This is a genomic window from Streptosporangium nanhuense (assembly GCF_059358815.1).
The window spans coordinates 429,489-447,393 of sequence record NZ_JCADBG010000003.1 but is presented as its reverse complement, the minus strand read 5'-3'; the positions used below and the strand labels follow the sequence as shown (position 1 = coordinate 447,393).

The 17,905-nt window shown below is 71.5% G+C and carries 17 protein-coding genes; 11 read left to right on the top strand and 6 right to left on the bottom strand.

Features of this window, described 5'->3' with window-relative positions; all coding sequences use genetic code 11:
- Positions 1-90: 90 nt before the first annotated feature.
- The 3 genes from AC5L38_RS09850 to AC5L38_RS09840 all read left to right on the top strand — a co-directional run bounded on the left by AC5L38_RS09850 (position 91) and on the right by AC5L38_RS09840 (position 3,269).
- A complete protein-coding gene (locus AC5L38_RS09850; RefSeq protein ID WP_495242431.1) occupies positions 91-2,358 on the top strand; it encodes a sensor histidine kinase in 2,268 nt (755 codons plus the stop codon).
- Positions 2,359-2,511: 153 nt separating this feature from the next.
- A complete protein-coding gene (locus tag AC5L38_RS09845; RefSeq protein ID WP_362869759.1) occupies positions 2,512-2,901 on the top strand; it encodes a roadblock/LC7 domain-containing protein in 390 nt (129 codons plus the stop codon).
- Positions 2,898-3,269: a DUF742 domain-containing protein gene (locus AC5L38_RS09840; protein WP_495242430.1), complete on the top strand. Its 372-nt coding sequence runs from the start codon at positions 2,898-2,900 to the stop codon at positions 3,267-3,269. The genes AC5L38_RS09845 and AC5L38_RS09840 overlap by 4 nt, the downstream gene beginning before the upstream one ends.
- Positions 3,270-3,398: 129 nt before the next feature.
- Here the strand turns inward: AC5L38_RS09840 and AC5L38_RS09835 are convergent, their stop codons facing one another.
- From AC5L38_RS09835 to AC5L38_RS09820, 4 genes are all read right to left on the bottom strand, one after another.
- Positions 3,399-3,974 carry a GTP-binding protein gene (locus AC5L38_RS09835; RefSeq protein ID WP_389916729.1) on the bottom strand — a complete coding sequence of 192 codons (576 nt, stop codon included), beginning with the start codon at positions 3,972-3,974 and terminating at the stop codon, positions 3,399-3,401.
- Positions 3,955-4,302, bottom strand: coding sequence for a DUF742 domain-containing protein (locus AC5L38_RS09830; RefSeq protein ID WP_495242429.1), 348 nt, complete (start codon positions 4,300-4,302; stop codon positions 3,955-3,957). The genes AC5L38_RS09835 and AC5L38_RS09830 overlap by 20 nt, the downstream gene beginning before the upstream one ends.
- 70 nt (positions 4,303-4,372) lie before the next feature.
- The gene (locus AC5L38_RS09825; protein WP_329088690.1) at positions 4,373-4,780 is read right to left on the bottom strand and encodes a roadblock/LC7 domain-containing protein; all 408 of its coding nucleotides are present in this window, start codon (positions 4,778-4,780) and stop codon (positions 4,373-4,375) included.
- Positions 4,777-7,314 carry a sensor histidine kinase gene (locus tag AC5L38_RS09820; protein WP_495242428.1) on the bottom strand — a complete coding sequence of 846 codons (2,538 nt, stop codon included), beginning with the start codon at positions 7,312-7,314 and terminating at the stop codon, positions 4,777-4,779. Before AC5L38_RS09820 ends, AC5L38_RS09825 begins: the two co-directional genes overlap by 4 nt.
- Before the next feature lie 158 nt (positions 7,315-7,472).
- On the opposite strand from AC5L38_RS09820, the gene AC5L38_RS09815 reads away from it, so the two are divergent.
- Together AC5L38_RS09815 and AC5L38_RS09810 are read left to right on the top strand one after the other, a co-directional pair.
- The gene (locus AC5L38_RS09815; RefSeq protein WP_495242427.1) at positions 7,473-8,279 is read left to right on the top strand and encodes an SDR family NAD(P)-dependent oxidoreductase; all 807 of its coding nucleotides are present in this window, start codon (positions 7,473-7,475) and stop codon (positions 8,277-8,279) included.
- A 309-nt stretch (positions 8,280-8,588) separates the two neighbouring features.
- Positions 8,589-9,617 carry an acyltransferase family protein gene (locus tag AC5L38_RS09810; RefSeq protein ID WP_495242426.1) on the top strand — a complete coding sequence of 343 codons (1,029 nt, stop codon included), beginning with the start codon at positions 8,589-8,591 and terminating at the stop codon, positions 9,615-9,617.
- Positions 9,618-9,742: 125 nt separating this feature from the next.
- On the opposite strand, the gene AC5L38_RS09805 is transcribed toward AC5L38_RS09810, so the two are convergent.
- Complete coding sequence (locus tag AC5L38_RS09805) at positions 9,743-11,767, bottom strand: NAD(P)-binding protein (protein WP_495242425.1); 2,025 nt, start codon at positions 11,765-11,767, stop codon at positions 9,743-9,745.
- A gap of 529 nt (positions 11,768-12,296) precedes the next feature.
- Between AC5L38_RS09805 and AC5L38_RS09800 the strand changes: the two genes are divergently transcribed.
- The 6 genes from AC5L38_RS09800 to AC5L38_RS09775 all read left to right on the top strand — a co-directional run bounded on the left by AC5L38_RS09800 (position 12,297) and on the right by AC5L38_RS09775 (position 16,948).
- Positions 12,297-12,497 carry an NfeD C-terminal domain-containing protein gene (locus AC5L38_RS09800; RefSeq protein WP_362870139.1) on the top strand — a complete coding sequence of 67 codons (201 nt, stop codon included), beginning with the start codon at positions 12,297-12,299 and terminating at the stop codon, positions 12,495-12,497.
- A gap of 85 nt (positions 12,498-12,582) precedes the next feature.
- Complete coding sequence (locus tag AC5L38_RS09795; protein ID WP_495242424.1) at positions 12,583-14,190, top strand: SPFH domain-containing protein; 1,608 nt, start codon at positions 12,583-12,585, stop codon at positions 14,188-14,190.
- 250 nt (positions 14,191-14,440) lie between these two features.
- Positions 14,441-14,713: a GlsB/YeaQ/YmgE family stress response membrane protein gene (locus AC5L38_RS09790; RefSeq protein ID WP_389916749.1), complete on the top strand. Its 273-nt coding sequence runs from the start codon at positions 14,441-14,443 to the stop codon at positions 14,711-14,713.
- Positions 14,714-14,957: 244 nt separating this feature from the next.
- A complete protein-coding gene (locus AC5L38_RS09785) occupies positions 14,958-15,563 on the top strand; it encodes an ArsR/SmtB family transcription factor (RefSeq protein WP_495242423.1) in 606 nt (201 codons plus the stop codon).
- Positions 15,560-16,297 carry an SRPBCC family protein gene (locus tag AC5L38_RS09780; RefSeq protein ID WP_495242422.1) on the top strand — a complete coding sequence of 246 codons (738 nt, stop codon included), beginning with the start codon at positions 15,560-15,562 and terminating at the stop codon, positions 16,295-16,297. The genes AC5L38_RS09785 and AC5L38_RS09780 overlap by 4 nt, the downstream gene beginning before the upstream one ends.
- A gap of 60 nt (positions 16,298-16,357) precedes the next feature.
- Positions 16,358-16,948, top strand: a complete 591-nt coding sequence (locus AC5L38_RS09775; protein WP_495242421.1) for a dihydrofolate reductase family protein — start codon at positions 16,358-16,360, stop codon at positions 16,946-16,948.
- A gap of 22 nt (positions 16,949-16,970) precedes the next feature.
- On the opposite strand, the gene AC5L38_RS09770 is transcribed toward AC5L38_RS09775, so the two are convergent.
- Positions 16,971-17,864, bottom strand: coding sequence for an aldo/keto reductase (locus tag AC5L38_RS09770; RefSeq protein WP_495242420.1), 894 nt, complete (start codon positions 17,862-17,864; stop codon positions 16,971-16,973).
- Positions 17,865-17,905: the final 41 nt, after the last annotated feature.

Here is a 17,905-nt window from a genome sequence, read left to right as displayed (position 1 = left end):
ATAGCAGGAGCCGCCAGTGCTATTCTCGTCGGCGATCTAGAGATCCTCCGGGCCTCCCCCGGCGATCTGAGAGCGAACCGTTGAGGTGACATGGCATCGAGCAGGTCAATCCGGTTCAAGGTCTCGGTGCTGCTGGTCATCCCGCTCGCCTCGCTGGTGGCGCTGTGGGGCTTCGCGACGGTCGTGACGGTCGGCGACTCGATGAGCCTGCTCTCCGTCGGCACGCTGTACGACACCATCGGCAAGCCCGCGGGAGAGCTGGGCACCGCGGTCCAGCGCGAGCACCTCCTGTCGGCCGAGTTCCTGGCCACCCGCTCGGCCGCGGACCGCGACACCCTCGCGGGGCAGCGCTCGGTCACCGACCAGGCCCGCGTCAGGCTGCGCCAGCAGACGACCGGGGACGCGGCGCAGGCGGCGATGTCCGAGGAGATGAGGACGCGCCACGACGAGCTGATGCGGCAGGTGGGCGCGCTCGACATGATCCGCGCCAGGGTCGACTCCGGGCGGATCGGCCCGGAGGGACTCTCCGAGGAGTTCGCCCGGCTGCCGGACGCCCTGCGGCGGCTCTTCAACACCCTGAGCCTCAACAACGACCTCCCGCTCTACCGCCAGTCGCGCGGCATCACGATGATCAGCCAGGCGATGGACCTGCTCAGCCGCGAGCGGGCACTCGCCGCGGGCTCGCTGGCGCTCAGGAGCCGGATGACGCCGAGCGAGATGCGGCTGTTCACCCAGCTCTCCGCCAACCGGATCTTCCTCATGGAACAGGCGCTCCCGGAGCTGGAGCCCGAGCTGCGGGCCCCCTTCTCCGACCTGGTCGCCTCCTCGACGTACGCCCGCTTCATCACCCTCGAGAACCACGTGCTGACCGGCGCCGAGGTGCGGTCCAGCGACTGGCGCGCCGCCGGCGACGCGCTGGACGCCGCCTATCAGCGGTCCCTGACGGCGGTCACCCCCGCGCTCGTCGAGCAGGCCACGCCCGCGGCCGTCAGCGTCTTCGTCCGCGCCGGCGTCATCGGCGTGCTCGGCCTCATCGCGGTCGTCGCGTCGCTGCTGGTCTCGTTCCGGGTCGGCAGCGGGATCACCAAGGAGCTCGCCGCCGTGCGGCGGGCCGCCGCCGACCTCGCGCAGGTGCGGCTCCCGAAGGTCATGGAGAAGCTGCGCCGCGGCGACAGGGTGGACGTGGCGGCCGAGGCGCCCGAGCTCAAGCCGTCGGGCAGCACGGCCGAGATCCACGATGTCGCCGACGCCTTCAACAGCGTCCAGCGCAGCGCCGTGGACGCCGCCGTGGAGCAGGCCAGGCTGCGCGAGGGCGTCTCGCAGTCCTTCCGCAACCTCGCCCGCCGGAGCCAGTCGCTGCTGCAGCGCCAGCTCAAGATGCTCGACGGCATGCAGAAGCAGGCGGAGGATCCCGAGGCGCTGGAGAACCTCTTCAAGCTCGACCACCTCACCACCCGCATGCGCCGCCACGCCGAGGGCCTGGTGATCCTGTCCGGCGGGGCGGCGGGCCGCAAGTGGCGCTCGTCGGTGCCGATGGAGGACGTGCTGCGCGGGGCCGCCGCCCAGGTCGAGGACTACGCCCGGGTGCGGATCTACCCGACGGGCGGCACCACCCTGGTCGGCAACGCCGTCGCCGACATGATGCACCTGTTCGCCGAGATCCTGGAGAACGCCACCGTCTTCTCCCCGCCGGGCAGCCAGGTCTCGGTCAGGGGCGAGCTCGTCGGGCGGGGCTTCGCGGTCGAGATCGAGGACAGGGGACTCGGGCTGACCGACGACAAGCGCGCCGCGATCAACGAGCGCCTGGCCAGCCCGCCGGAGCTCGACCCCGCCGAGACCGACCGGCTCGGCTTCGCCGTGGTCGGGCTGCTGGCCGCCAGGTACGGGGTCGAGGTGGTGCTGCGCGCCTCGCCGTACGGCGGCACCGGGGTGGTCGTCCTCATTCCCGAGCAGCTGCTCGGCGACCCCGAGCCCGTCGAGGAGCCGCCGGTGCTCACCGTCATCAGCGTGCGCCCGGAGTCGGCGGGACAGCGCGCCGAGACCTTCGTGGAGCGGGTGGACCGGCCCGGTGACTCCTCCGGTGAGGTCCCCGTCCCCGCGGACCTGTGGAAGCCGCTGAGGCGCGGCGGGGACGGCCTGCCCCGCCGGGTGCGGCAGGCGAACATACCGCCGTCGCGGCAGGGGGACACACTCCCGTCGCGACAGGCGGACATGCCGCGGCCGCGCCCGGCCCAGGAGTCCCGCCCGGCCGAGGTCGAGGGACGCTCTCCCGAGGAGGCGAGGGCGCTGATGAGCGCCCTGCAGTCCGGGTGGCAGCGCGGCCGCGCCGACGACGAGGACGGCGGTGCCAAGCGATGAGCCGGGACGACCGTGCGCGCCGGAGCGGATCCCCGGTCCCGGGTTCGCCGAGCCCCGGCGACGCCCGTGGGAGCGGGTCCGAGGGAACGAGTTCATCGCGCCGGTGGGGGCCGGCGGTCAGCGAGATCATCAGAGGGGAAGGGGTTTAACCACGTGCCGGGTGAGCTGTATTGGCTTCTGGACGACTTCGTCACGAGTGTGGCGGACGTCTCGCACGCGCTGATCCTGTCCAACGACGGGCTGATGATGGCCTCGTCCCGAGGGCTGAGCAAGGAGGACGCCGAGCACCTGTCCGCTGTCGCCTCCGGCTTCCAGAGTCTCGCCAAGGGCACCAGCCTGCAGTTCGGCGGCGGTGCCGTACGCCAGACGATGGTGGAGATGGACTCCGCGTTCCTCTTCGTCACCTCCGCGGGCCAGGGAAGCTGCCTGTCGGTCATGACCACCGGCGCCGCCGACGTGGGCCTGATCGCCTACGAGATGGCCCGCCTGGTCACCCGCGTCGGCCAGCACCTGGCCACCAGCCCCCGGGTGGCCGGCCAATGAATGACGACGTCGAGTGGGTCGACGAGGAGGCCGGTCCCGTCGTCCGTCCCTACGCGATGACCGGCGGGCGCACCCGGGCGTCGTCGTCCTCGTTCGACCTGCTCGCGATGGTGGTGGCGACCGGCGCGCCGGCCGGTGCCGGGGCGAACCTGGGCTCCGAGCACCGGCGGCTGCTCAACCTGGTCAGGCGGGCACGCCCGATCGTGGAGATCGCCTCGGACGCGGGCCTGCCGATCGGCGTGATCAAGGTCCTCCTGGGCGACCTGCTGGACCAGGGCCTGATCCTGGTGCGGTCGCCGCTGCCCGCCGCCTCCATGCCCCCGGAGAGCCTCCTGAAGGAACTGATCAGCGGCCTGCGGGCGCTGTGACGCCCCCGGCGCCCCCGGTGGCGGAAAAGGGCGCCGCGGCCCTCCGGCCCGGCGCGCACGCCCCCCGGCCGTAGCGCCCCGGCCGTTACGACCCCCGGCGGGGGCCGGGGGAGCACCCCGGCCCGCCTCTCAGCTCTGGCTGGCCGTCAGCACCCTCAGGGAGTGCTCCACGAGCGTCACGAGCACCGTCTTCGCGGAGACGCGGCGTCGCACGTCGCAGAGCAGCACCGGCACGTCCATGTCGAGGTCCAGGGCGACGCGCACCTCCTCCGCCTCGTGCCGATCGGCACCGTCGAAGCAGTTCACGGCCACGATGAACGGCGTGCCGCGCTGCTCGAAGTAGTCGATCGAGGGGAAGCAGTCGGTCAGCCGCCGGGTGTCGGCGAGCACCACGGCACCCAGCGCGCCGTAGGACAGCTCGTCCCACATGAACCAGAAGCGCTCCTGGCCCGGCGTGCCGAACAGGTAGACGACCAGACCCTCCCTGATCGTGATGCGGCCGAAGTCCATCGCGACCGTGGTGGTGGTCTTGCCCTCGACGCCGTCGACGTCGTCGATGCCGATACCGCGGTCGGAGAGGACCTCCTCGGTGCGGAGCGGCCGGATCTCACTGATGGCGCCCACCAGCGTGGTCTTGCCCACCCCGAAGCCACCCGCGATGAGAATCTTGAGGGCGACGGGTTCGTCAGAGGGCCCGAAGTCCATTGATCACTTCCTTGAGAATGCGCTCGCTCGCGGAGGCGCGCCCGATCGAGATGAGCTTGTGGTCCTGCAGGTCGCCGAGAAGGACCCTGACCACGCCGAGTGGCAGGTTGAGGTCCGAGGCGACGTCGGCGACCGAGGTCGGAGTGGTGACCATGGCGAGGATGCGTTCCTGCTCGGGGCCTGGGACGAATCCCCCGGCAGGAGCGCCGCGAGTCGAGGTGACCATCGCGACCAGGTCCAGCTTGTCACCGGAGGAGCGGGTGCGCCCCCCGATGAGCGCGTACGGGCGGACGACCGGCCCGGCCTCCTCGTCCATCCAGTGTGTCATCCGGACGACCTCCAGCACCGGGTTCGGGGATCTAACGGTCCGTCGACGACGCGGCCCCCCGTTCCCTCGCTCACGAGAGACCCTGGCGCGGATTGGTGGAGATGTGCTGGCCGACCCGCTTGACCAGCATCGCCATCTCGTACGCGATGTGGCCGACGTCGGCGTCGGAACTGCTCAGCACCGCCAGGCAGGTTCCCTGCCCCGCGGCGGTGACGAACAGGAACGCCGACTCCATCTCCACGATGGTCTGGCGCACCTCGCCCCCGCCGAAGTGGCGTCCCGCGCCGCGCGCCAGGCTCTGGAACCCGGCGGCGACCGCGGACAGGTGTTCGGCGTCCTCGCGCAGCAGCCCCTTCGAGAACCCGACGGCCAGCCCGTCGGTCGAAAGGATCACCGCCTGGCGTACCGCGCCCACCCGGGTGGTCAGGTCGTCGAGGAGCCAGTTCAGCTCGCCGGTGTTGGTCAATTTCCCGGTCATTTCTCCCCCTTGTCGCCTGTCGTATGGTGCGCGAAGTCATTTTCCTGCTCCTCGCGACCGCGTCGCGCCCCCGCCTGGAAGGCGGAGAACAGCGCGCGGACCTCGTCCGGCGAACGCTCCTCGCCCGGTTCCGTCCTCGGCTCCGGCTCGGCCGGCTCGGACTCCTGGCGGAGCTGAGGCGCCAGGTTCGCCTGCCGGACCCGGCGGGGCAGGCCGCCCGGCCCCGTGGGGGGCTGTACGGCCGCCTGACGCGTCGGGCCGCCGTTGCCGCCCCTGTCCCGGGACTGGGTGTCGCGAGGCGTCTGGTGGGTCTCATGGGGCGCCTGGGACGGCTCCTGGGGAGGAGCCTCGCGCGTCGGCGCGTCCCAGCCCGTGTCCCAGCCCCCGGGCGGCTGCCCCGCCTGGTCCGAGGAGGGGGTACGGGCGGGCAGGTCGGTCACCACGCTGAGCGACGGGGCGGCGGGCTGGCCGGGCTGGTTCTGCTGGACCGGCTGGCCGTGGTGGCCCGGCTGGCCCGGCTGGTTCGGGGGAGCCTGCCTCGTCCTGCGCGGGAGGCCGTTGCCGTTGGCCGGAGGGGCGGGCGCGTCCGGCGGGGCGGCCTCGAACAGTTCCTTCTGGCGCCCGGTGACGCGCTCGGCGGTGAAGGACGTCCGTTCCGGGGTGAAGGACGTCCGCTCGACGGTGAGGGCGAGCGGCGAGTCCTGCTGGGTGATCACCGAGCGGGGGATGAGCACGATGGCCGTGGTGCCGCCGAACGGCGACCCGCGCAGGATGACCTGGACGCCGTGCCGGGAGGCGAGCTGGCCCACCACGAACAGGCCGAGCCGGTCGCTGTCGGCCAGGTCGAACTCCGGCGGGCTGGCCAGGCGCTCGTTGATCGCCTCGTACTCCGCGGTGGTCAGGCCCAGGCCGCGGTCCTCGACCTCGACGGCGAACCCGTTGGCCACCACGTCGCCGCGCACGGTCACCGAGGTCTGCGGCGGCGAGAAGATCGTGGCGTTCTCGATCAGCTCGGCCACCAGGTGGGTGATGTCGGCGACCGCGGCCCCGTCGAGCGAGACGTCGGGCACCGGCACCACGTTGACCCGGGTGTAGTCCTCGACCTCGGCGATCGCGGCCCGCAGCACGTCGATCACCGGCACCGGCTTGCGCCACGACCGGCCGGGCGCCGCGCCGGACAGGATGATCAGGCCCTCCGCGTGCCGCCGCATGCGGGTGGTCAGGTGGTCCAGCCGGAACAGGTCCTCGAGGCTGTCGGGGTCGGTCGCCCGGCGCTGCATGCTGTCGAGCAGGGTGAGCTGGCGGTGGAGCAGGCTCTGCTTGCGCCGGGCCAGGTTCACGAAGACCTGGCTGACACCGCGCCGCAGGTTGGCCTGGCCGACGGCGGCCTCCACGGCGGTGCGCTGCACCGAGCCGAACGCGTGGGCCACGTCGTGCACCTCGGTCGAGCCGCCCGCCTCGATCGGCGGCGCCTCGGCGCGCACGTCGACGTCCTCGCCGCGCCGCAGGCGGTCCACGACGCGGGGGAGCCGCACGTCCGCCAGGTCCAGGGCGGCAGAGCGGAGCCCGGCCAGCTCGGTGGCGAGGCGGCGGCCGAAGCGGACCGAGATGATGATCGACGCGACCACCGCGATCAGGCCGACGCCGCCGGCGATCAGGATCCGGACCATGACGCCGGTGGCGACCCCCTCCACCCGCTTGGACAGTGCCTTGGAGGCGGCGAGGTTGACCTGGTCGAGCCAGGTCGAGATCCCGTCCGTGGTCGCCTTCCACGTGCTGGCCGCGGGGGCCAGCCGGCCGCCGCTCGACCCGGCGACGGCCCTCTCCAGGTCGGTGAACTTCTCGAAGGCGGCGGAGGCGAAGGTCGCGCGGTACTGCGCGCCAAGCTCGGCGTCCAGCGAGGCCGCGCCCCGGGTGTGCAGGAAGCGCCGGGTGGCGACGTACTCGCCGAAGGCCCTGCGCTCCTCCTCGGAGAGCCGGTAGTCGATCAGCGCACCGCTGATCAGCGCGTTCTCCCTGGCGAGCATCTCGTGGGCGTTGCCCATCCCCTGCATGGCCGCGGCCTGCTGGAAGATCGACAGGTCGGGCAACACGACCATCTGGTCGTACACCAGGAAGACCGCGTCGAGGATCTGGTTGTAGTTCGACAGCGCGTCCAGCCGCGAGTGCTGCCCGCTGTCGACGCCCGAGCGGATGCTCTGGAGCTTGTCGAGCCGGCGGAGTAGTTCGTCCAGCGAGTTACGCAGTTCCGGGCTGCCGGAATCGTCGCCGACGGCCGCCTGCCTGAACCCCTCGACCGCGCGGTCGGTGCGGGCCCGCTGCTCGCCCATCCCGCTGGTCAGGACCCGTGAGCTGATCGCCACGGACGACTGCGTCCGCTCGGCCTGGAGCTGCAGACCCAGCTCCGTGGAGGTGACGCCCACCGTCTGGTAGAGGGTGTTCGCCCTCAGCAGCGCGATACCGTCACCGACGGTCAGGTTGAGCACGAAGCCCCACAGCGCGCTCAGTGACAGCAGCGGCAGGAGCAACAGCAAGAAAATCTTGAACCGAATCGAGCGGTTTCTAGAGCTCATGTCCACTCGTCCCAACCCCTGAGCGTGTGGAGGCTCGTGCCGGTATAGGGATGGATACGCCTCCGAAGATCGCACAGGAGACTAGCACCGAATAAGGTTTTTGCGCAGTGGAGGATCTGATGATTAGTGTGATTACCGGGGCTAGTGCCGGAATTGGTGAAGCGGCCGCGGTGGAGCTCGCGAGACGCGGGCAGACGGTGGTTCTGGTTGGCCGTAATCCCGACAAGACGGCGGGCGTGGCGGAAAGGGTGCGGGCGGTCTCCGGGGCACTTCCGGATACGTTTACCTGCGATTACACCCTTTTGGATGATGTGCGAAGGCTGGCGGCGGAACTGCTGTCCCGCTACGAGCGGATCGGCATCCTCGTCAACAACGCCGGCGTCATGACGACCGAGCGCACGCTCACACGCGACGGCCACGAGACGATGATGCAGGTCAACCACCTGGCCCCCTTCCTGCTGACGAACCTGCTGCTCGAACGGGTGAAGGGGCGGGTGATCACCACCACCTCCCGCGCGGGCAAGACCGGGCGCCTCGACCCCTCCGACCTCGACCGCGAGCGGCGGCGCTGGAACGGCTGGCTCCAGTACGGGGACACCAAGCAGGCGGGCGCCCTGTTCACGGTCGAGCTGGCCCGGCGCCTCGAGGACACCGGGGTGACCGCGACCTGCTTCCACCCCGGCGTGATCAAGACCGAGTTCGCCCCGGCGACGCTCATGATGTGGATGGTGAAGAACGTCCCCGGCATGGGCCAGAGCGTCGAGGAGGGCGCGAGCACCATGGTCCACCTCGCCACCCACCCGGACGGCGCCGCCCATCCGGGCCGCTACTTCGCGAAGAGCGCCCTCGCGGCCGTTCCCCGGGGCATGTCCGATCCCGCGCTGGCCCGCGCCCTCTGGGACGCCAGCGCCGCCGCCGTCGCGTGACCGCCCGCGCGACGCGGTAGCGGTAGCGGTCGGCGGTGTCCGCACTCGTACGCCCACGGATGCGCGCGGGTGTCCGTAGACATCCGGGGGCATCCGGGGGGCACGCTTCGCCACGGCCGGCGGCGGCTCGCGACGGCCACGACGGCTCGGTGTGACTCGCGAGAATCCCCGCGACTCACGGCTTCTCACGGTGATTCGCAAGGGTTAATAGTTCTTCGAGACGCTTCGAGGTGGTTCGCAGCCGGGATTTCCCCGGGTGTCACCGGCCGTTCGCCGGGCGTTGGGGGGCTCCGGTTACCGTCCCGGGCTGTGAGCGTCACAACCCCGCTGCGGGCCGTCCTCCCGCCCGTCGCGGGCAGGGATCCGTTCTTCGACAACGCCAAGTTCCTGGCGATCACCCTGGTCGTGTCCGGCCATCTGATCGAGGACCTGCGGGACGTCCCGGTCGCGCACGCCGCCTACTTCTTCGTGTACACGTTCCACATGCCGCTGTTCATCGTGCTCAGCGGCTACCTGTCACGAAATTTCACCTTCTCGTCGGGCAAGGCGCGCAAGCTGATCAGCACCCTCGCCGTCCCGTACGTGATCTTCGAGCTGATCTACTCGCTGCCCCGCCTCCTGCTGTACGGCAAGCTCGACATCAGCCTCCTCGACCCGTACTACCTGACCTGGTTCCTGATGTCGCTGTTCCTGTGGAGGCTGTCCACGCCGGTCTGGCAGCAGCTGCGGTGGCCGCTGGTGGTCGCCGTCGGGCTGTCGCTGCTGTCGGGGATGAGCAGGCTCCCCGACGAGCTGTCGATGAACCGCACCCTCGGCCTGCTCCCGTTCTACGTGCTCGGGCTCATGCTGCGGCCCGAGCACTTCGAGTGGCTCAGGAGGCGGTGGGTCCGGGTCGCGGGCGCGGTCACCCTGGTCGCCGGCGCGGCCCTGGCGCTCGCCGTGCACACCTCCGTGAAGACCGAGTGGATCCGCTGGCGGCACGCCAACGACGTGATCGGGGTGGACGACCTCACCGGCAGCCTGATCCGCCTGGGCATGCTGGCCGCCGGGGCGCTGCTCGTCGCCGCGTTCCTGGCGGTCACCCCCTCCGGGCGCACCTGGTACTCCGGGCTCGGCATGGCGACCATGTACGCCTACCTCCTCCACGGCCTGGTGGTGAAGGTCGCCGAACGCTTCTACGGCGACTGGTCCCACACCGTGCCGGGGGTGGCGGCCGTGGCGCTCCTCGGGGTCGGGCTCGCCGCCCTGCTGTGCACGGCACCGGTGCGGCGCGTCACCCGCTGGGCGGTCGAGCCCGGCATGAGCTGGGCCTTCACCAGGCTGAGGAAGCCGGGCTGAGGAAGCCGGGCTGAGAGCCCCGATCCGGGCGGATCCGGACTCGGAGCACCGCGTCGTCCGGTCGCGGCGTCCGAAGCGGGACCGGTCCGCCAGGCCGCGATCAGGGGCCCGAGCGAGGCGTGGGATCAGATCGGGATCGGCCCGCCGGAGGGGCGCGGCGGCCGGACCCGGAGCTCCGCGACCGCGCGATAGGCGGCGGTGACGGCCGCGTCGGCGCGGGCGGCGGGGACGGAGTCGGAGTTGGCGATCGCGATCCGGCCGTGCGGCCTGCGGGCGACGGCCGCGGGGAAGAGCCCGTCGGGATAGAAGTCGAGGTCCCACGGGGTGGCGTACTCGGGCGCGTGGCCGTGTCCCCACCGGTTGACCGTGATCGCCTCGATGTCGCGGGCCGCGTCGAAGCCCCCCGGGCCGAGCAGCCGGGTGAGCTGGTCGCGGATGCTGTACTCCAGGTGCTCGTACGGCGTCCCGATCAGGGCGTACCGCCCGGCGACCGAGCCGTGCGCGGGTGACATGCCGGGGGTGACGGGGGTGCTGACCATGTGCACGGCGATCGGCTCCTCGGGCGTCCTCGGGCACCGGTAGCCGCCGAGGTCGACCGGGTCGTCGAGCTCGGCCACGCACCAGCGGGCGCCGGTGAACCGGGCGCGCCTGATGCCCAGCTCCCGCCAGGCCCGCCAGTCGCGGATCTGGACCGTCGCGTACAGCAGGGGCACCTTGACCGACCGCCGAAGAGCCGCCTGCTGCGTGGGCGGGAGGTCGCCGACGAGGTAGGGGATCATCGCGTTCCAGCAGGCCATGATCACGCTGCCCGCCGCCACGGTCCTCACCCGCTCGCCGTCGAAGTACCCGACCGTGGCGCCGGTGGCCGTGCCGGGATCCGCGCCGGGGAGGCCGTCGTTGGCGGCCGAGACCACCGGGCTGGACAGGCGTACGCGGACCCGGTTGCCCGGCCGGTCGAGCGCGTCGTAGTCGAAGCCCGCGGTGGTGATGTCGTCCACGCCGGTGGCCGTGGCGAAGCCGGGGACCATCCGGGCGGCCATCATCCGGACGATCGCCTGGTTGCCCTCGGGGAAGCGGCGGGCGCGCGGCTCGCCCGCGTCCCACTCCTTGATGACGGTCGGGGAGTTGTACCTGGACGGCTTGGACCTGTCGAGCCCGAGCCCCTGGAACCCCGCGTACCGGTACTCGTCGGCGGCGGCCCAGGCGTCGATCGCGCCGAACGCGTCGGAGCCGTAGGCCCACTCGTCGCTCGGCATGGTCCGCACGAACGCCAGCACGTCCGGGTGGACCCCGCAGACGTCCCTGAGGAAACCCGAGTAGGTCAGCCGGGCCAGCCGCGCCTGTTTCTCCTCGGCGGACAGGCCGGGGAACCAGTCGGGCGGGCCGCCGTACAGCATGAGCAGGTCCCTCCTGGCCTGCTCCGCGACGGGCAGTTCGGCGATCCACTGCGCCGCGCTCCTGCCGGGCGCGAGCACGACGAGCCTCTCCTGGGCGAAGGTCTCCCGGTCGCAGAAGACGCCGTCGTGCATCCCCAGGCTCGCGTACAGGCCCCGGCCGGCGGGCTCCCCGAGGCTCTCGGGGCGGATGCCCAGCTTGGCGAGCAGGTCCTTGCCCTCCGGGGTCCACGCCGACGGGCGCTCCATCGACCGCGAGCCGCCGCACGCGACCAGCGGCCCCTTCCTGGCCGCGGGACGGAACTCGTTGCGCAGCGCGTGCCCGCCGATGTCGTCGTGGTTGTCGAGGATCAGGATCCGCGCGGAGGGGTCGTGCTCAAGCCATCGGTGGGCCGCGCTGAGGCCGCTGATCCCCGCGCCGACCACGACCAGGTCGTAGTGCTCGCCGGTGGGCTCCGGCGTGCCCGCGTACGGCCAGAACCGCTGGTCGCGGAGGGCGTGGGGCACGCTCAGCGCCTCCGCCGTGTCGCCGCGCAGCCCCGTGAGGGACGGCGGATAGGACATGTCGGGCGAGAGGCCCAGGCTCTCCGGGGGCGAGGGAGGGGGGTCACCCCAGCCCCCGGCCCCGAGCAGCGAGCACGCCGCCGCTATCCCGGTGGCCGCGATCGCCCCATCGAAGAAGTCCCGGCGGGAGATGGGCCGGTCCATGCCGAGTTCCAGGGCCTTACGGGGATTGATCTCGTGAGGATCGGTCATGGGGTGATCCTCACGATGTGAATGGATCGTCGGGGCCGCCGCGCTGCGTTTTCGGGAAGTTTTTACCCCGGCCATTAACGTGCTGTCGTGACATCTCCTACATGAGAGGCATGTCATGGTGGCTGGGAATTAAAGGGAGAGAGGTGGTGATGCGACTTCGGTGCCGCCTGGGCTTATCCGGTCCGGGAAAATCCGCCCCCGCCGCGAGCGGTCCGAGGTGCGACCTCAGCCACCCCGGGCCGGTCTCCTCCCGTTTCCGCTGCTCCGTGCCCTTCCGTATCTTTCCGTGCCCTTCCGTGCCCTTCCGTGGCCGCGACCCGGTGATTCCGCAGGGAAGGGAAGGCGTGTCATATGGATTACCGGATAACCCGGAACGTTATGGTCAATCGGCTCGTTACCCGTATAAAGTGAAGTGAGGGGATTGGCGATGGATCCGGCGTCTCCATGTCGCCGGACGGTGAGGCGCGGCGCGCCGGGGGCGGTGTCCGCATTCGCTTTATCCCTTTGATGGATGTCGCGGGGGTATCGCGTGATCGGTAAGCAGGGAAGAGTCACCGGAAGGATCGGCCCCGGCCTGGTCGGGGAGGTGATGGTGGCGGTCCGCGGGGGCGTCGAGGCGTTCTACGCCTACCCGACGGTCCCGGACGAGGAGATCGCCCCGGCCTCGATCGTCGTGGTCGTCGAGTTCTTCCCCCCGCGCACGATCTACGTCGCCCGCGCGCTTCCCTGACCCCCCTCGCCCTCCTTCATCCCGGCTCCCCGACTCTCCCTCACTCTCCCCTGCTCTCCCCCACACCGCGGAGGCCGAGACGCCCATGGAGTACCTCGTCATAGGGGGCGCAGCTCTTGTCGCCCTTCTCGTCCTGATCCTGCTGTTCAAGACCGTCTGGCGGGTGGCGGAGCCCAACGAGGCGCTGATCATCTCCGGTCTCGGCGCCCGGGGTAACTCCGCGGACGCCGACAGCCTCGGGTTCAGGATCGTCACCGGCAAGGGCACCTCCGTGCTCCCCGGCTTCCAGACGGCGCGTCGCCTGCGCCTCGACAGCCGCGCCGCCAACCTCCAGGTCTCCTGCGTCACCCAGCAGGGCATCCCGGTGGTCGTACGCGGCGTCGTGATCTACAAGGTCGGCGACGACCTGCACTCGATCGCCAACTCCGCCCGGCGCTTCCTGGACCAGCAGGACTCGATGAACGGCGCCATCCACGAGCTGTTCACCGGCCACCTGCGCTCCATCATCGGCAACCTCACCGTCGAGGACCTCATCCTCAACCGCGAGCGGCTGACCGGCGAGACCCGCGCCTCGGCCGCCGACGAGATGATCAGGCTCGGCCTGATCGTCGACTCCCTGCAGATCCAGGAGATCGAGGACGGTACGGGCTACATCACCAACCTCGGCAAGCCGCACGCCGCCAGTATCGCCGCCGCGGCCCGCATCGCCGAGGCCCAGCGCGACCAGGAGGCCACCCAGGCCGAGCAGATCGCCGCCGCCAACAAGGCCGCGGCGTGGCGCGACTCGCAGATCAAGCAGGCCCTCTACCAGGCCGAGATCGACCAGGCCCAGGCCAGGTCCCGCCAGGCGGGACCGCTCTCCGAGGCGTCCGCCCGGCAGGAGGTCGTCGTCCAGGAGACCCGCGCGGCCGAGCTGGAGGCCGCGCTGGCCGAGCAGCGGCTCCAGGCCCAGATCCGCAAGCCCGCGGACGCCAGGGCGTACGAGACCGTGACGGTCTCCCGGGCCGAGCGCGACGCCCGCATCGCCCAGGCCGAGGCCGAGGCGCGCGAGACCGAGCTCCGCGCCGCCGCGCAGGCGTCGCAGGTCAAGCAGGCCGCGGCGGCCGAGGCGGAGTCCGTGCGGCTGCGCGGTATCGCCACCGCCGAGGCGACGAAGGTCACCGGCTTCGGCGAGGCGGAGTCCGCCAGGGCCCGCGGCCTGGCCGCCGCCGACGCCTCCAAGGCGCAGGGGCTCGCGGAGGCCGACGCCGCCAGGGCGAAGGGCCTGGCCGTCGCCGACGCGATCCGGGCCCGCGCCGAGGCCCTCGCCGAGAACCAGGAGGCGGTCATCGCCCAGCAGCTCGCCGAGAAGTGGCCGCAGATCGTCGAGGCGGGCGCGAAGGCCTTCGGCAACGTCGACCACATGGTCGTCCTCAACGGCGCCCAGGGCGTCGAGGAGATGCTCGCCAAGGCCCTCACCCTCGGCGGCGCCGGCCTCGGGCTCGCCCGCTCCCTCCTGAACACCGTCACCCCCGCGACCGCCCCGGACAGTTCGGCTCCGGCTCCCGTCCCCGTCAAGGCCACCCCGGGCGGAGGCGACGGAACCGGCGGGACCGTACTCCCGGAAAGAGGGACCGCACTCCCGGAAGGAGGAAGCACACCTCAGGAAAGAGGGGCCACACCCCCTGGGAAACCCGTCGCCCCCGCCCCCTGATCCTCCGGCTTCATCTCGATCTCGCCGCCCGGGAGGGCGGACGCGAGCCATGAGAACCGCAGGGGCCGTAGGGCTCCCGGGGCAGGTGAGGCCGGATTTCCTTCGCGGAGGCGCGCGGGTCAGGACCGGCCTGAGACCTCCGCGCGACGGACTCGTGACCGGCGGCCACTAATTCGGGGCACCCCGTTATGTGTTGTTCCTTTTTCCCAGGGCATACGCCTGGCAGCTGAGCAGACAGGGAGCGTGGAACATGACAGTCACCGGCATCATTACCGCCATCGTCATCGGCGCCATCATCGGTGCCCTGGGTCGGCTCGTCGTGCCCGGCAAGCAGGGCATCCCGATCTGGCTGACCATCGTGATCGGTATCGTCGCCGCACTCATCGGCACCGTGATCGCCGGGGCCCTGGGGGTCTCCGCTACGTCCGGTATCGACTGGATCGAGCTGATCATCCAGATCGCCCTGGCCGCAGTCGGCGTCATCCTGGCGGTGAGCCTGTACGGCAGGCGAGGCGTCCGTTAGCCCGTGACCCGGGGTGGCCGTTTTCCGCGGGGAGATCCCGCAGGAAATCGGAGACCACCACCCCGGGCACCTGCGACGGCCCCGTCCCGGATCTTTCCGGGACGGGGCCGTCGTCGTTTCCTGAGGCTTCCATCGCACGCCTCCAGCGTGAACGCCCGGCTGGTAGGAACGGAGGAGTGCCCAGCTCAACCAAGGAAAATAAGATTGCCTTGACAATATAATTTGTCGGTCATAGCCTGTGGTCATGCAGGACATCGCCGTGATCGAGAACCCGGCCGCCGCCGAGGCCTCGCTGGACCCCATCCGGGCCCGGCTGCTGGCCGAGCTGAGCGAGCCCGGCTCCGCGACCATGCTGGCCGCCAAGGTCGGCCTGCCCCGGCAGAAGGTCAACTACCACCTGAAGACGCTTGAGGCGCACGGGCTCGTCGAGATGATCGAGGAGCGGCGCAAGGGCAACGTCAACGAGCGCATCATGCGCGCGACCGCGGCCTCCTACGTGATCTCCCCGACCGCGCTGGCGTCGGTCGAGCCCGACCCGGCCCGCTCCCCCGACCAGCTGTCGGCGAGCTGGCTGCTGGCCGTCGCGGCCCGGCTGGTCCGCGACGTCGGGGCGCTCATCACCGGCGCGGCCAAGGCGCGCAAGCGCGTCGCGACCTTCGCGATCGACGGCGAGGTGCGCTTCGCCTCGGCCGCAGACCGGGCCGCGTTCGCCCAGGAGCTCGCCGGAGCGGTCACGGCCCTGGTGTCCAAGTACCACGACGAGTCCGCCGAGAACGGCCGCGACCACCGGATCGTCGTCGCCGTCCACCCGAGCGCGGCCGTCCCCCCTAGCGCGAAGGAAGCCCGATGACACACCCGTTCGAGCTGAACCAGGAGATCGAGCTCGCCGCCACCCCCGAGCAGGTCTGGGACGCGATCGCGACCGGGCCCGGCGTCGACTCCTGGTTCATGGGCCGCACCGAGCTCGGCACGTCCGCCGGAGCTCCGGCCCACCTCACGATGATGGGCCACACCCAGCAGGCCACGATCACCGCCTACGAGCCCGGCACCCGCCTCGCGACCCGGAGCGCGGAGGCCCCCGACGGCCGGTTCATGGCGATGGAGTATCTCGTCGAGGGGCGCGGCGGCGGCACGACCGTGCTGAGGCTCGCGCAGTACGGCATGCTCGGCGACGACTGGGAGACCGAGTTCGAGGCGATGAAGGCCGGCTGGCCCATCTACCTGGAGACCCTCCGGCAGTATCTCGCCCACTTCGCCGGCCGTGCCCGCACCCCGTCGGTCACGTCGGTCTTCCGGCCGGGAGCGGGTGGCCCGGACGCCGTCTGGAAGACCGTCACGGAGTCGCTGGGCGTCACTCCGGACGTCGGCGAGGGCGACGGCGTCCGGCTCCCCGACGGCTCCGCCGGGGTCGTCTACTACGCGAACCTCCCCGTCAACCTGGGCGTACGGACGGACGAGGGCCTGTACCGGTTCATCCACTCCGGCACCGCCCGCGGCGACGCCCTCGTGCTCGGCCACCAGAACTTCGCGGGCCGCGACGAGCAGGCCGCGTGGGAGACCTGGACGGCCGAGAACTTCGGCTGACCGGCTACCCCGCCCCCGACCGACACCCCACCCCCCCAGAGCACGAAGGAACGAAATCCCATGCGCGTCCTGATCACCGAGTTCATGAGCCTCGACGGCGTCGTCCAGGCGCCGGGCGGACCCCAGGAGGACACCGACGGCGGCTTCGCCCACGGCGGCTGGTCGGCACCGTTCTTCGACCCGGAGGTGGTCGGCGGTACCTTCGACAGCGCGCTGGCCGGGGCCGAGGCGCTGCTGTTCGGGCGCCGCACCTGGCAGACCATGGCCTCGGCGTGGCCCGGGCGGGCCGGTGACCCGTTCGCCGACCGGATGAACGCCATCCCGAAGTACGTCGTGTCCCGGACGCTGGGCGACGACGAGCTGACGTGGAACAACACCACCCTCATCCCCGGTGACGAGACCGTCGCCCGCATCCGGAAACTGCGCGAGACCGGCGGTGGCGACCTGGTGGTCATGGGGAGCCCCACCCTCGCGCGCACCCTCCTGAGCGAGGGACTGGCCGACGAGCTCCGGCTCATCGTCACGCCGGTGATCCTCGGCGGCGGAAAGTCGATCTTCCCCGACGACGGTGGCCTGCGCACGCTCGAACTGGTCTCCACGGTCACCAGCGCCGCGGGCGTGAACGTCTGCACCTACCGGACGACCGGCTGAGCCTCCGGGGCGGCCCGGTGGTTCAGAAGGTGACCGGGGTCGCCCTTTCGAGGCGGGCGACCTCGTCCTCCGAGAGCCGCAGCGCCCCGGCGGCCACGTTGGCGACCAGGTGCTCCGGGTCGCCGGTGCCGGGGATGGCCAGCACGTGCGGCCCGTGCCACAGCGTCCACGCCAGCCTGACCTGCGCGGCCGTCGCCCCGTGCGCGCGTGCGACGGCGAGGACCTCCTCGTTCCCGGTGCCGCTCGCGCCCGCCTCGCGTCCCTCCCCGGCGATCGCGAAGAACGGCACGAACGCGATGCCCCGCTCCCCGCAGGCGCGCAGGAACTCGCGGCGCTCGGGGCTCGCGCCGAGACCGTACCTGTTCTGCACGCAGACCACCGGGGCGATGGCCAGGGCCTCGGCGAGGTGCTTGGGCCTGACGTTGGAAACGCCCAGGTGGCGGATGAGCCCGGCGTCGCGCAACTCGGCCAGCGCGCCGAAGCGCTCGGCGATCGAGTCGGGCCCGTGGACGCGCAGGTTCACCACGTCGAGGTGGTCGCGGCCGAGCTGGCGGAGGTTCTCCTCGACCTGGCCGCGCAACTGCTCCGGCCTGGCCAGGGGCAGCCACGCGCCCGACGGGTCCTTGCCCGGCCCGACCTTCGTGGTGATGACCAGATCGTCCGGGTACGGGGCCAGCGCCCGGTTGATCAGCTCGTTGGCGGAACGCAGCGGGGAGAAGTAGAACGCGGCGGTGTCGATGTGGTTCACCCCGAGCTCGACCGCGCGGCGCAGCACGCCGATCGCCCGGTCACGGTCGCTCGGGGTGCCGTCGGCGTTCGCCGTCAGCCGCATCGCACCGAACCCGATCCGGTTGACGACCAGATCGCCCAGCTCCCACGTGCCCGCCACCGCCGCCGTAACGCTCTCCGGATTCATGGACGAAGTCTGCCACCGTCACCCAACGGACGCCTGCCCGG